The 13,838-nt window shown below is 38.2% G+C and carries 13 protein-coding genes and 1 rRNA gene; all 14 read left to right on the top strand.

Annotated elements, in window-relative coordinates:
- Positions 1–75, top strand: a 5S ribosomal RNA gene (gene rrf / locus HCJ45_RS15170); the annotation flags it as partial.
- 141 nt (positions 76–216) lie between these two features.
- Positions 217–741: a DUF2179 domain-containing protein gene (locus HCJ45_RS11720; RefSeq protein WP_185381276.1), complete on the top strand. Its 525-nt coding sequence runs from the start codon at positions 217–219 to the stop codon at positions 739–741.
- 246 nt (positions 742–987) lie between these two features.
- Positions 988–1,476, top strand: a complete 489-nt coding sequence (purE, locus tag HCJ45_RS11715; RefSeq protein WP_185347309.1) for a 5-(carboxyamino)imidazole ribonucleotide mutase — start codon at positions 988–990, stop codon at positions 1,474–1,476.
- Positions 1,469–2,593: a 5-(carboxyamino)imidazole ribonucleotide synthase gene (gene purK / locus HCJ45_RS11710; RefSeq protein ID WP_187124919.1), complete on the top strand. Its 1,125-nt coding sequence runs from the start codon at positions 1,469–1,471 to the stop codon at positions 2,591–2,593. The genes purE and purK overlap by 8 nt, the downstream gene beginning before the upstream one ends.
- 18 nt (positions 2,594–2,611) lie before the next feature.
- The gene (purB, locus tag HCJ45_RS11705; protein ID WP_185347296.1) at positions 2,612–3,904 is read left to right on the top strand and encodes an adenylosuccinate lyase; all 1,293 of its coding nucleotides are present in this window, start codon (positions 2,612–2,614) and stop codon (positions 3,902–3,904) included.
- Positions 3,905–3,984: 80 nt separating this feature from the next.
- Entirely contained in the window at positions 3,985–4,698 is a 714-nt protein-coding gene (gene purC, locus HCJ45_RS11700; protein WP_185381279.1) for a phosphoribosylaminoimidazolesuccinocarboxamide synthase, read from the top strand.
- Between the two features lie 11 nt (positions 4,699–4,709).
- Positions 4,710–4,955, top strand: a complete 246-nt coding sequence (gene purS, locus HCJ45_RS11695; protein ID WP_185347292.1) for a phosphoribosylformylglycinamidine synthase subunit PurS — start codon at positions 4,710–4,712, stop codon at positions 4,953–4,955.
- Positions 4,956–4,958: 3 nt separating this feature from the next.
- Positions 4,959–5,642, top strand: coding sequence for a phosphoribosylformylglycinamidine synthase subunit PurQ (gene purQ / locus HCJ45_RS11690; RefSeq protein WP_185347290.1), 684 nt, complete (start codon positions 4,959–4,961; stop codon positions 5,640–5,642).
- On the top strand, positions 5,635–7,854 hold the full coding sequence (purL, locus tag HCJ45_RS11685; RefSeq protein ID WP_187124918.1) for a phosphoribosylformylglycinamidine synthase subunit PurL: 2,220 nt from the start codon (positions 5,635–5,637) through the stop codon (positions 7,852–7,854). Before purQ ends, purL begins: the two co-directional genes overlap by 8 nt.
- Positions 7,839–9,266, top strand: coding sequence for an amidophosphoribosyltransferase (purF, locus tag HCJ45_RS11680; RefSeq protein WP_187124917.1), 1,428 nt, complete (start codon positions 7,839–7,841; stop codon positions 9,264–9,266). The genes purL and purF overlap by 16 nt, the downstream gene beginning before the upstream one ends.
- Before the next feature lie 18 nt (positions 9,267–9,284).
- Positions 9,285–10,334, top strand: a complete 1,050-nt coding sequence (gene purM, locus HCJ45_RS11675) for a phosphoribosylformylglycinamidine cyclo-ligase (protein WP_187124916.1) — start codon at positions 9,285–9,287, stop codon at positions 10,332–10,334.
- Positions 10,331–10,897 carry a phosphoribosylglycinamide formyltransferase gene (purN, locus tag HCJ45_RS11670; protein ID WP_187124915.1) on the top strand — a complete coding sequence of 189 codons (567 nt, stop codon included), beginning with the start codon at positions 10,331–10,333 and terminating at the stop codon, positions 10,895–10,897. The genes purM and purN overlap by 4 nt, the downstream gene beginning before the upstream one ends.
- A gap of 5 nt (positions 10,898–10,902) precedes the next feature.
- Entirely contained in the window at positions 10,903–12,432 is a 1,530-nt protein-coding gene (gene purH / locus HCJ45_RS11665) for a bifunctional phosphoribosylaminoimidazolecarboxamide formyltransferase/IMP cyclohydrolase (RefSeq protein WP_187124914.1), read from the top strand.
- Positions 12,433–12,458: 26 nt separating this feature from the next.
- Positions 12,459–13,721, top strand: a complete 1,263-nt coding sequence (purD, locus tag HCJ45_RS11660; RefSeq protein WP_187124913.1) for a phosphoribosylamine--glycine ligase — start codon at positions 12,459–12,461, stop codon at positions 13,719–13,721.
- Positions 13,722–13,838: the final 117 nt, after the last annotated feature.

Genomic DNA, 13,838 nt, shown 5'->3' with positions numbered 1-13,838 from the left:
GAACACGGTAGTTAAGCTTCTCTGCGCCAATGGTAGTTGGGGGCTTCCCCCTGCGAGAGTAGGTCGCTGCCGGGCAACAAAAAAAGTCCTAATTATTTAGGGCTTTTTTTGTTGGATAGAAGTTTTTCTTTGTAAGGTGTATGATTGAATGTTATATTGGTAAAAGATTCTTTCATATAGGAATTCTACTGCAGTTTTTTAGTCGGAGGTAATTTTGTGGATAATAGTTTGTTTATAGTGGTTACGATTTTTATTGTGAATATTTTGTATGTGACAATTTATACAGTAAGATTATTGCTTACGATGAAAGGTTATAGATATTTAGCGGCACTTTCTAGTGTATTTGAGATGATTATTTATGTAGTTGCGCTCAGCTTAGTGTTGGATAATTTAAATAATATTGCGAATGTATTAGCTTATGCAATTGGATTTGGTGTAGGTGTTATCGTTGGAATGAAAATTGAAGAGCGAATTGCGCTTGGATATATTACAGTAAATGTTATTACAAAAGAGTATAATTTGGACTTACCTAATCAAATTCGAGATTTAGGTTATGGTGTTACTAGTTGGCTCGCTAGTGGTCGTGATGGAGAGCGAATGATGCTGGAAATTTTGACCCAAAGGAAAAATGAGCGAAAATTATATAGACAGATTATTGAGATTGATGGAGGAGCTTTTATAGTTTCTTCTGAACCAAAACAGATTCATGGTGGATTTTGGATAAAACAAGTTAGAAAGTAAGCAATAAATATTTTAAATAGAGCTGGTACGCTTGAAATTCTAGGTTAGGATTTTAGGCGTGCTTTTTTATGTACAACCTTTTCTTTCGTGAAAAAAGCACTTAAATGGCAAAAACAACCTTAATTACAGCAAAACACGAACGTTAATAAAATGTAACATTTAAATGTTCGATTTTTAATTGACTTTTAGTGATGCTATTGTTAGAATGAAGGAGTCGAAATGAGATATAAAGGAGTTGATCACGTAATGCCTGCGGAAATTGGTGTCATCATGGGGAGTACCTCAGATTGGGATACAATGAAAAAAGCATGTGATATATTGGATGAATTAGAGATTACTTATGAGAAAAAAGTTGTTTCAGCTCATCGTACACCAGATTTAATGTTTCAGTATGCAGAACAAGCGCGGGAACGTGGTTTAAAAATTATTATTGCAGGTGCTGGAGGTGCAGCACACTTGCCAGGTATGGTTGCAGCAAAAACGACTTTACCTGTTATTGGTGTGCCAATTAAATCAAAAGCGCTTAGTGGAATGGATTCTTTATTGTCCATTGTACAAATGCCTGGGGGAGTTCCTGTTGCTACTGTCGCAATCGGTGAGAGTGGTGCTGTAAACGCTGGACTTCTAGCAGCACAAATTTTATCTGTAACAGACGAGGCAATTACTAACAGATTGCAAAATAGACGTGCTACACTAGAGAAAATAGTTCTAGAAAGTAGTGATTCTCTTGGATAAAAAATATTTACTGGCAAATAGTACGATAGGTATCATTGGTGGTGGACAATTAGGGCGCATGATGGCTCTAGCTGCTAAAGCGATGGGATATAGAATTATTGTTCTAGACCCGACTGTAGATTGTCCGGCTGCACAAGTAAGTGATGAACAAATTATTGCAGACTATGATGATAAAGTTTCTTTAAGAGATCTTGCAGAAAAAGCGGATGTAGTTACATATGAATTTGAAAATATAGACTATGATGCTTTGAAAATGACGCAAGATTTAGTCGCTGTACCACAAGGGTCGGAATTGCTTTCGATTACGCAAGACAGAATTTTAGAAAAGGCCTATTTAGAGTCTGCTAATATCAATATTGCTCCTTATGCAATTATTGTGGATAAAGAAGAAATTGAACGTGAAATTAAAAGTATTGGTTATCCAGCGGTTTTGAAAACAGCACAAGGCGGTTATGATGGAAAAGGGCAAGTTGTTTTACGAGATGCTAATGATATTGAAATGGCAGCACGTTTATTGCGTTATGGCTCATGTGTATTAGAAGCGTGGATTCCATTTGAAAAAGAAATCTCTATTATGGTTGCAAGAGGAATAGATGGTCAAGTAGAGACGTTTCCGGTGGCTGAAAATGTTCATCAGAATAATATTTTGCATACTACAATTGCACCAGCGAATGTCTCGGCAGATGTTCATGAAGAAGCAGAAGAAATTGCAAAAAAACTAGCAGATGTTCTTCAATTATGCGGTGTATTGGCAGTAGAAATGTTTGTTACGAAGTCGGGAGCGATTTATGTTAATGAACTTGCGCCTAGACCACATAATTCTGGGCACTATACAATAGAAGCATGTTCCATTTCTCAATTCACGCAACATATCCGTGCTATTGTTGGTTTGCCTTTACTAAAACCAGAACTACTAAAACCAGCATTAATGATTAATATTTTAGGACAACATGTGGATGCTGTAAATGAAAAAATGGCGGATTATCCACACTGGTTTGTTCACTATTATGGAAAAAAAGAAGCAAAAATAAATCGCAAAATGGGTCACGTTACTATATTAACAAGCGATCCAGAGGCGGTCTTAAGAGATATAGAAAAAGCACAAATTTGGAATTAATTGGAGGAGTTTAAAAGGATGTTAGAACGTTATACTCGTAAAGAAATGGGCAATATTTGGACAGAAGAAAACCGCTATCAAGCATGGTTAGAAGTAGAAATTTTAGCTTGTGAGGCGTGGGCTGAGTTAGGTGATATTCCAAAAGAAGATGTGAAGAAAATTCGTGCTAATGCTAAATTTGATGTTGATCGTATCCATGAGATTGAATTAGAAACAAGACATGATGTGGTAGCATTTACTCGTTCAGTTTCTGAGTCTCTTGGCGAGGAACGTAAATGGGTTCATTACGGACTAACTTCCACAGACGTAGTAGATACAGCCAACTCCTACTTACTAAAACAAGCAAATGAGATTTTACGAAAAGATTTGGAGAATTTCATTGCGATTATTGGTGAAAAAGCGAAAGAACATAAATATACTGTAACAATGGGACGTACGCATGGTGTTCACGCGGAACCTACAACATTTGGTTTAAAACTTGCTTTATGGTATGAGGAAATGAAGCGTAATTTAGAACGATTTAATTTTGCTGCTGATGGTGTGGAGTTTGGGAAAATTTCTGGTGCGGTAGGGACATATGCAAATATTGATCCTTTTGTGGAAGCCTATGTATGCGAAAAATTAGGAACAACACCTGCACCAATTTCCACGCAAACATTGCAACGTGATCGTCATGCAGAATACCTTGCTACACTTGCTTTAATTGCGACTTCTGTGGAAAAATTTGCAGTAGAAGTACGTGCTTTGCAAAAAAGTGAAGTGCGTGAAGTAGAAGAATTCTTTGCAAAAGGACAAAAAGGTTCTTCCGCCATGCCACATAAACGAAATCCAATTGGTTCTGAGAATGTAACAGGGTTAGCTCGCGTTATTCGCGGACATATGGTTACAGCTTACGAAAATGTACCACTTTGGCATGAGCGTGATATTTCTCATAGCTCAGCGGAACGGATTATTTTACCGGATTCCACTATTTTACTTGATTATATTTTAAATCGTTTTGGTAATATTGTGAAAAACTTGACAGTATTCCCTGAAAATATGAAACGCAATATGGATAGAACGCTGGGACTTATTTATTCTCAACGTGTCTTGCTTGCATTAATTGACAAAGGTTTGGCTCGTGAGGCGGCGTATGATGTCGTGCAACCAAGAGCAATGGAAGCTTGGGAAAAACAAGTACCATTCCGTGAATTAGTAGAACAAGATGAAGTGATTACACAAAACCTTTCTGCAGAAGAAATTGCTGACTGCTTTGATTACAACTATCACCTGAAGAATGTCGACTTAATTTTTGATCGCTTAGGATTATAATTACGGACAGAATACAACCTAACCTCTTTGATATATGTTTTTTCAAAGAGGTTAAGTAATTTATAAGGAGATAAATTATTGTGACTAATGAACTGGTGTATGAAGGTAAGGCAAAACAACTTTTTAAAACAGAAGAAGCTGGAGTCTTGCGTGTTGCTTATAAAGATGATGCGACTGCGTTAAATGGCGTGCGCAAAGAATCATTTGCTGGTAAAGGAGAACTTAATAATCAAATTACTTCGCTTATTTTTTCCTATTTAGCAGAAGCAGGGATTGCGAGTCATTTTATTCGGGCGATTTCGGAAACGGAGCAGTTGGTAAAAGAAGTATCCATTATTCCGCTTGAAGTGGTAGTTCGTAATGTGATGGCAGGTAGTCTTGCAAAGCGTCTTGGAAAAGAAGAAGGAGAAGAGATTCCAAATGCGATAGTGGAATTTTATTATAAAGAGGACGCGTTAGACGATCCATTTATTAATGATGATCATGTATTATATTTAGAAATTGCGACAACTAGTGAGATGGAAATAATTCGTAATGCAGCTCGTTCCATAAACGAGACTTTACAGACATTATTTAATCAAATGAATATTACGCTGATTGATTTTAAATTAGAATTTGGTCGTGATGCAGATGGAAAAATCTTATTAGCAGACGAGATTTCACCAGATACATGCAGACTTTGGGATAAAGAAACAAATCAAAAGCTTGATAAGGATGTCTTTCGTCGGAATATTGGCAATTTAACAGATGTATATACAGAAGTATTAAATAGATTAAAGCAAGTTCAAAATTAGGAGGGCACAAAATGTATAATGTCAAAGTATATGTCACTTTAAAGAAAAGCGTATTAGATCCACAAGGAGTTGCAGTAAAGGACGCAGCAAAAAGTATGGGTTATATGGAAGTAGAAGATGTTCGTATTGGTAAGTTTATGGAATTAAAAGTAGCGAAATCAGATAGAGATATTCATGAAGTATTGAATGAAATGTGCGATAAATTATTAACAAATCCGGTGATGGAAGATTACCGATATGAAATTGAGGAGGCATAAACGATGAAATTTGCTGTCATTCAGTTCCCAGGTTCTAATTGTGATCTTGATATGCTACATGCGATTCGTGATTCTCTTGGCGAGGAGGCGGAATATGTATGGCATGCGGAAACAAGTCTTGCAGGTTTTGATGCAGTACTACTTCCAGGTGGATTTTCTTACGGAGATTACCTAAGAACTGGTGCGATTGCAAAATTTTCGAGTATTATGCCAGAAGTATTGCGCTTTGCTGAAATGGGGAAACCGGTGCTTGGAGTGTGTAACGGATTTCAAATTTTAACAGAAATTGGTTTATTACCAGGTGCTTTAATTCGAAATAATAATTTGCATTTCATTTGTAAAACGGTACCGCTTCGTGTTGCAAATGCGAATACAATGTTTACAGGACTTTATCAAGATGGCGAAATTATTCAAGTTCCTGTTGCTCACGGAGAAGGAAATTATTATTGTGATGATGAAACGCTTTTAAAATTAAAAGAAAAAAATCAAATTGTCTTTACGTATGATAGCGTAAATCCAAATGGAAGTCGTGCAGATATTGCTGGTATTGTAAATGAACGTGGAAATGTACTTGGGATGATGCCGCATCCAGAACGTGCAGTAGAGGATATTATTGGTGGTACAGATGGTTTAAGACTTTTCCAATCAGTTGTAAAAGCTTGGAAGGAGGAACATATAAATGCCTAATATGGAACCAACAACAAAAGAAATTAAAGAGCAAAAAATTTATCAAGAAATGGGTTTAACAGATAGTGAATATGAGCTTGTTTGTTCCATTCTTGGACGTGAGCCTAATTATACAGAAACAGGACTTTTCTCTGTTATGTGGTCTGAGCATTGCAGTTATAAGAACTCCAAACCTGTCTTGCGAAAATTTCCAACAGAAGGAAAACAAGTGCTGCAAGGTCCAGGTGAAGGTGCTGGGATTGTGGATATTGGAGATGGTTTAGGGGTTGCTTTTAAAGTCGAAAGTCATAATCACCCATCGTACGTAGAGCCGTATCAAGGAGCTGCAACTGGTGTTGGTGGAATTATTCGCGATGTATTCTCCATGGGAGCTAGACCAATTGCGATGCTTAACTCGCTACGTTTTGGAGAACTAGATACACCGCACGCAAAATATTTGGTAAGTGAGGTAGTTGCTGGGATTGCTGGTTATGGTAATTCCATTGGGATTCCAACTGTTGGTGGAGAAATCCAATTTGACCCTTGTTATACAAAAAATCCACTAGTAAATGCGATGTGTGTTGGCCTAATCGAAGCGAAAGATATTCAAAAAGGACAAGCAAAAGGAATAGATAACCCGGTTATGTATGTTGGTGCTAAAACAGGTCGTGATGGAATTCATGGTGCTACTTTTGCTTCTGTAGAGTTTAGCGAAGAAGGCGAACAACAACGATCTGCCGTACAAGTAGGGGATCCTTTTATGGAGAAATTGTTACTTGAGGCTTGTTTAGATGTGATTCGTGACCATTCAGATATTTTAGTAGGAATTCAAGATATGGGGGCTGCTGGTCTTGTTAGCTCTAGTTCAGAAATGGCATCAAAAGCTGGTGCGGGGCTAGAACTAATTATGGATGATGTTCCGCAACGGGAATTAAATATGACTCCATATGAAATGTTACTTTCTGAATCTCAAGAAAGAATGCTTCTATGTGTGAAAAAAGGACATGTAGAGGAAATTCAAGCATTATTTGAACGTTATGGCTTAGAGGCAGTAGTTATTGGCAAGGTAACTGATGATAAAATGTATAAAATTATTCATCATGGGGAAGTAGTGGCTAATGTACCAGTTGATGCACTTGCAGAAGATGCACCTGTTTATCATAAGCCTTCTAAAGAGCCAGCTCGTTACCAAGCTTTTAAGGATGAAGAGGCATTTGAACCGGTTATTGAAGATATAGTGGATGTTTGGAAAGAGTTACTTGCTCAGCCAACGATTGCAAGTAAGAGACATATTTATGAGCAGTATGATTATCAAGTTAGAACGGATACAGCGGTTGTACCTGGATCGGATGCAGCAATTGTGCGTGTACGTGGAACAAAGAAAGCGATTGCGATGACGACGGATTGTAACTCGCGCTATTTATATCTTGATCCTGAAGTGGGAGGAGCAATAGCGGTTGCAGAGGCGGCGCGTAATATTGTTTGTTCTGGTGGAAAACCACTTGCGATTACTGATGGACTTAATTTTGGAAATCCAGAAAAACCAGAAATCTTTTGGGAAATTGAAAAGGCGGCAGATGGCATTAGCGCTGCGTGTTTAGAGCTGGATACGCCTGTTATTTCTGGGAATGTCTCGCTATACAACGAAACAGATGGAACGGGAATTTATCCAACACCAGTAATTGGAATGGTTGGTTTAGTAGAAGACTTGGCGCATATTACAACACAACATTTTAAAAATAGTGGCGATATCATTTTCTTAATGGGTGAAACAAAACCCGAATATAGTGGATCAGAATTACAGAAATTACAACAAGGGAAAATTAGCGGACGTGCACCAGAATTAAACTTAATGACAGAGAAGAAATACCAACAATTACTGTTAACGGCAATTCGTGAAGGCTTAGTTGCTTCAAGTCATGATTTGGCAGAGGGCGGATTTGCAGTTGCACTTGCGGAAGCGACTTTTAAAGCTGGACTTGGTGCGGATGTAGAAGTACCTTTTGCATTAAATCAACTTTTTAGTGAATCACAATCACGTTTCTTAGTATCGGTTAAACCAGAAAACGAAGCAGCATTTGCTAAATTAATGGAACTAGAAAAAGTATATCGACTTGGTGTAGTAACAGCAGATGAAACAATTCGCATAAAACATAAGGAAGAATTAGTAAGAACAAGTACAACTGATTTACGATCCATTTGGGAAGGGGCAATTCCATGCTTGCTGAAGTAAAAGGACTTAATGAAGAATGTGGTATTTTTGGTATTTGGGATCATCCTAATGCAGCGGAAATCACCTATTATGGGTTGCATAGTTTACAACATCGCGGGCAAGAAGGCGCCGGAATTGTTTCAACAGATGGAGAAACGTTAAAAGGTCACCGGAATTTAGGACTTTTAGCAGATGTGTTTAAACATGGGGAACTTGACGAGTTAAAAGGTAAGGCAGCAATCGGTCATGTTCGTTATGCGACAGCTGGTCAAAAAAACCTTGGGAATGTACAACCATTTTTATTTCATTTTCATAGTTCATCTTTAGCACTTGCGCATAATGGTAATTTAGTTAATGCGAAAAGTTTACGCCGTGAGTTAGAGGAAGAGGGCGCGATTTTTCAAACGAGTTCGGATACAGAAGTTTTGGCACATTTAATTAAACGTAGTCATACAGGAGACTTTGTAGAAGATTTAAAAGTAGCTTTAAACAAGGTGAAAGGTGGCTTTGCGTATATGCTTTTAACAGAAGATACGATGTACGCCGCTCTTGATCCAAATGGCTTTCGACCACTTTCAATTGGTCGAATTGGCGATTCTTATGTTGTTGCTTCAGAAACTTGTGCTTTCGAAACAGTTGGTGCTGAATTTGTGCGTGATGTGGAACCTGGGGAACTGATTATTATTGACAATGACGGACTTCGCATTGAAAAGTTCACAGAAAACGTGACGCATTCCATTTGTAGTATGGAGTATATTTATTTTGCCCGCCCAGATTCTAATATTGCTGGGATAAATGTTCACTCAGCTAGAAAACGTTCTGGGAAAAGATTAGCTAAAGAAGCTTTTATTGATGCAGATGTTGTCACAGGTGTACCGGATTCAAGTATTTCTGCCGCGATTGGATATGCGGAAGAAGCTGGACTCCCTTATGAACTTGGTCTAATTAAAAATAGATATGTGGCAAGAACTTTTATTCAACCATCCCAAGAACTTAGAGAGCAGGGGGTTAGAATGAAACTTTCTGCAGTGCGGGGAGTTGTCGAAGGAAAGCGCGTAGTTATGATTGATGATTCCATTGTGCGCGGAACGACGAGTAAAAGAATTGTGCAGCTTTTACGAGAAGCAGGAGCAGCAGAAGTTCATGTGAGAATTGCTTCACCGCCACTTGCTTATCCTTGTTTTTATGGCATTGATATTCAAACACGGAATGAGTTAATTGCATCTAATTATTCTGTGGATGAAATTTGCCGAATTATTGGCGCAGATTCTTTAGAGTATTTGAGTGAGGAAGGGCTAGTAGAATCGATTGGTAAACCGTATCCAAATGAACCATATGGCGGACTTTGTATGGCGTATTTTAACGGAGATTATCCAACCCCTTTATACGATTATGAAGCAGAATATTTAGCGAGCTTAGAAGCAGAAAAATAATGAGGAGTGACAAATCGAATGGCAGAAAATGCATATAGTAAAGCAGGCGTGGACGTTGAAGCTGGCTATCAAGTTGTAGAACGCATCAAAAAACATGTTGCTAGAACGGAAAGAATAGGTGCAATGGGAGCGCTTGGTTCTTTCGGTGGGATGTTTGACTTAAGTAGTTTAAATTTAAAAGAGCCTGTCCTAGTTTCTGGTACGGATGGCGTTGGAACAAAATTACTTTTGGCTATTGAAGCAGATAAGCATGATACGATTGGGATTGACTGTGTGGCAATGTGTGTTAATGACATTTTAGCTCAAGGCGCCGAGCCATTATTTTTCTTGGATTATATTGCAACAGGAAAAACCGATCCTGTTAAAATGGAACAAATTGTTAAAGGTGTGGCAGATGGTTGTGAACAAGCGGGAGCGGCTTTAATTGGTGGAGAAACTGCCGAGATGCCTGATATGTATGAAGCAGACGATTATGATTTAGCTGGATTTACAGTTGGCGCTGTTGAGAAGCAGAAATTAATTACAGAGGGTGCGGTCAAAGCAGGTGACACACTCATCGGTATTCCATCTAGCGGAATTCATAGTAATGGTTATTCCCTCGTTCGGAAAATTTTCTTTAAAGATAATGATTTTACACTAAATGCTGAGCTTGCTGAACTGGACGTACCACTTGTGGAAGAACTTCTTAAACCAACACGCATCTATGTGAAGCCAGTTTTAGAAGTGTTAAAAGAAGTAGCGGTTCACGGAATTACACATGTGACTGGTGGCGGATTTGTAGAGAATTTACCACGGATGTTAACGAAAGAGTTAGCTGTGAAAGTGGAGCTTGGATCATGGCCGGTTCTTCCAATTTTCGACGTAATGAAAAAGTATGGTAAATTAGATGCACTTGAAATGTATGAAATTTTCAATATGGGTATTGGTATGGTGTTAGCAGTTGAGAATGCCGATGTCGAAAAAACATTAGAAATCCTTGTCCAAAACGGTGAAGCTGCTTATGTTATTGGGGAAGTTACAACACGTGATAAGGATGCAGTTGTTTTTGCAGGAGGCGCTAGAGGATGAATATAGCGATTTTTGCTTCGGGAAACGGTTCGAATTTTCAAGCGTTAGTGGATGATGAACTCATTAAACCCCATGTGAAGTTACTCGTATGTGATAAACCAAATGCCTATGTTATAGAACGCGCGAACAAGGAACATATTCCGGTTTTCCTTTTTGAAGCGAAAAATTATCCAGATAAGGAAGCTTTTGAAACGGAAATTTTATTAGAACTGCGTGGACTGGAAATCGATTTATTAGTGCTTGCAGGATATATGCGCCTGATTGGTCCAACATTACTTGCAGAATTCCCGGAGCAAATCGTTAACTTACATCCATCTTTACTACCTGCTTTCAAAGGGAAAGATGCGATTGGTCAAGCAATTCGGGCGAACGTTTTAGAAACAGGTGTCACAGCGCATTTTGTAGATGCTGGAATGGATACAGGACCAATAATTGATCAGGTGAAAGTAGCGGTTAATGAAGCAGATACTGTGGATTCTTTAGCTGAAAAAATCCATCAAAAAGAACATGTTTTTTATCCAAAAGTGATTCGCGGGTTAATTCAAAATGGAGGGAACGATTAATTATCATGAAAAGAGCGCTTATTAGTGTATCAGATAAAAACGGCGTCGTGCCATTTGCAGAAAAATTAGTAGAACTTGGTGTAGAAATTATTTCAACTGGTGGAACAAAAGCTGCATTTGAACAAGCTGGCATACCAGTGACAGGAATAGAAGAAGTAACAAAATTTCCAGAAATGCTTGATGGTCGAGTAAAAACACTTCATCCCGCAATTCATGGAGGTTTACTTGCAAGACGTGATACAGCGGAACATATGGAAGCTATTGCAGCACATGACATCAAGCCAATTGATTTAGTTGTCGTGAATTTATATCCTTTCCAAGAAACAATTCAAAAACCAGGTGTTACATTAGAAGAAGCGATTGAAAATATTGATATTGGTGGCCCCTCGATGTTACGATCTGCTGCCAAAAATTATGCGGCAGTGACGGTAGTAGTTGATACAAATGATTATGATACAATACTTACGGAACTAAAAGAACACGACACAACTACTTTTGAAACAAGACAACGCCTAGCAGCTAAAGTATTTAGGCATACAGCGGCTTATGATGCGCTTATTGCTGAATACTTAACTGATATTACTGGAGAAACTTTCCCAGAAAAAGTGACATTAACTTACAATCGAAAACAAGCTTTGCGTTACGGTGAAAATCCTCATCAAGATGCAGCTTTTTATACAGAACCTCGCACTACAATAAATTCTATTAGTGCAGCTAAACAATTGCATGGCAAAGAGCTATCTTACAACAATATTCGTGATGCGGATGCAGCGCTTAAAATTGCGAGTGAGTTTACAGAACCAGTTGCGGTTGCAGTGAAACATATGAACCCATGCGGCGTTGGTGTTGGCGAAAATATTGAAGAAGCCTATTTAAAAGCCTATGAAGCGGATGAAACCTCTATCTTTGGTGGTATTGTTGCTTTAAATAAAGAAGTAGACGCGAAAACAGCAGAACATATGAGTCATATATTTTTAGAAATTATTATTGCACCAAGTTTTTCAGAAGAAGCTATTGCCATTTTAGCGAAAAAGAAAAATATTCGCTTATTGACTGTTCCGTTTGCAGGTTTAGTGGCAGGTTTCGAGAAAACATCAGTAAATGGTGGACTTCTTATTCAAGCGAGCGATTCTCTGGTAGAAGATACAGCTAGCTATGAAGTCGTAACAGAAAAACAACCATCCGAAACAGAAATGAAAGCTCTACTTGCTCAGTGGAAAATTGTGAAACATGTGAAGTCCAATGCGATTGTTGTTGGTACAGATAAACAAACACTTGGGATTGGCGCTGGACAGATGAATCGAATTGGCTCGGCTCTTATTGCACTAGAGCAAGCTGGTGAAAAAGCGACAGGAGCCGTACTTGCATCAGATGCCTTTTTCCCAATGGATGATACAGTGGAAGCTGCAGCAAAAGCGGGAATTACAGCAATCATCCAACCTGGTGGATCTATTAAAGATAAAGATTCCATTGCCATGGCAAATAAATATGGTATTTCTATGGTTCTAACCCATGTACGCCATTTTAAACATTAATCCTCAAACAAAGGACGTGTAGTTAAATGAACTTATTAGTAGTTGGTAGCGGTGGTAGAGAACATGCCATTAGTAAAAAATTATTAGAATCAAACCATGTCGAAAAAGTTTACTGCGCTCCAGGAAATGATGGAATGCGTTTAGACGATATTCAACTAGTGTCGATTTCTGAAACGGATAAAGCTGGGTTAATTGATTTTGCAAAAAAAGCAGATATTTCTTTTGTTATTGTTGGGCCAGAAATACCTCTATTAGAAGGGGTTGTTGATGCTTTTGAAGAAGCTGGAATTAAAGCATTTGGACCAAAAGCAAATGCGGCGCTAATTGAAGGTAGCAAAGATTTTGCCAAACAATTTATGGAAAAATATGCAATTCCAACTGCATCTTCAAGAACTTTCACTGATTATACAGAAGCCAAAGCATACTTAGATGAGCGTGGTGTTCCAATCGTTATTAAAGCAGATGGACTAGCGGCAGGAAAAGGTGTCACAGTAGCACTAGAAATGGAAGAAGCTGTACTTGCGCTAAAAGATATGATGCTAGAAGAAAAATTCGGTGATGCTTCGTTAAAAGTTGTTATCGAGGACTACTTAGCAGGTGAAGAATTTTCATTGATGGCTTTTGTGAATGGAGAAGAAGTTTACCCAATGGCCATTGCGCAAGATCATAAACGTGCATATGAAGGCGATAAAGGACCTAATACTGGTGGAATGGGCGCATATTCACCTGTACCACACATTGCTGAAGCGATAGTAGAAGAAGCTGTTAAAAATATTCTTCGGCCAGCTGCATCAGGAATGGTAAAAGAAGGACGTTACTTCCGCGGTATTCTTTACGCAGGTCTTATCTTAACTAAAAATGGACCAAAAGTAATTGAATTTAACGCACGATTTGGTGATCCAGAAACCCAAGTTGTTTTACCTCGTTTAGAAAGTGATTTTGCTACACTTATTGAGGACTTGCTTAACAACAAAAAACCAGATGTTCGCTTTAAAAAAGAGGGAATTACGCTTGGTGTAGTTTTAGCAAGCGCAGGCTATCCGGAAAATTACGAAAAAGGAAATAAATTAACAGGTTTAGATGATATTGCCGAAAGTGTTACAATTTATCATGCGGGAACAAAGCAAGCAGAAAATGGTGAATTAGTTTCTAACGGTGGGCGTGTTCTACTATTAGCAAAAGAAGCAGACACAATGAGTGAGGCGCGCGCTTTACTTTATCCAGAAATGGAAAAACTAGATAATCCAAACTTCTTTTATCGAATGGATATTGGAACAAAAGCAGAATAATAAAAAGTACTATCTTGGAGAAAAACTCTGAGATAGTACTTTTTTTGTTTGTTTCGTAAAGAGAAACGTTTGTATTTTACACGTTGGTACGTTAAAATATGAAAGTAGGATATATGA

It is taken from the genome of Listeria immobilis (assembly GCF_014322845.1).
Taxonomy (GTDB): Bacteria; Bacillota; Bacilli; order Lactobacillales; family Listeriaceae; genus Listeria; species Listeria immobilis.
This window is presented reverse-complemented; position numbering and strand designations above follow the sequence as displayed.

Excerpts from the sequence above, each read along its gene's own strand:
- purE (WP_185347309.1), top strand. The coding sequence starts at position 988 with ATGCCTGCGGAAATTGGTGTCATCATGGGGAGTACCTCAGATTGGGAT.
- purB (WP_185347296.1), top strand. The coding sequence starts at position 2,612 with ATGTTAGAACGTTATACTCGTAAAGAAATGGGCAATATTTGGACAGAA.
- purS (WP_185347292.1), top strand. The coding sequence starts at position 4,710 with ATGTATAATGTCAAAGTATATGTCACTTTAAAGAAAAGCGTATTAGAT.
- purQ (WP_185347290.1), top strand. The coding sequence starts at position 4,959 with ATGAAATTTGCTGTCATTCAGTTCCCAGGTTCTAATTGTGATCTTGAT.
- purL (WP_187124918.1), top strand. The coding sequence starts at position 5,635 with ATGCCTAATATGGAACCAACAACAAAAGAAATTAAAGAGCAAAAAATT.
- purF (WP_187124917.1), top strand. The coding sequence starts at position 7,839 with ATGCTTGCTGAAGTAAAAGGACTTAATGAAGAATGTGGTATTTTTGGT.
- purM (WP_187124916.1), top strand. The coding sequence starts at position 9,285 with ATGGCAGAAAATGCATATAGTAAAGCAGGCGTGGACGTTGAAGCTGGC.
- purN (WP_187124915.1), top strand. The coding sequence starts at position 10,331 with ATGAATATAGCGATTTTTGCTTCGGGAAACGGTTCGAATTTTCAAGCG.
- purH (WP_187124914.1), top strand. The coding sequence starts at position 10,903 with ATGAAAAGAGCGCTTATTAGTGTATCAGATAAAAACGGCGTCGTGCCA.
- purD (WP_187124913.1), top strand. The coding sequence starts at position 12,459 with ATGAACTTATTAGTAGTTGGTAGCGGTGGTAGAGAACATGCCATTAGT.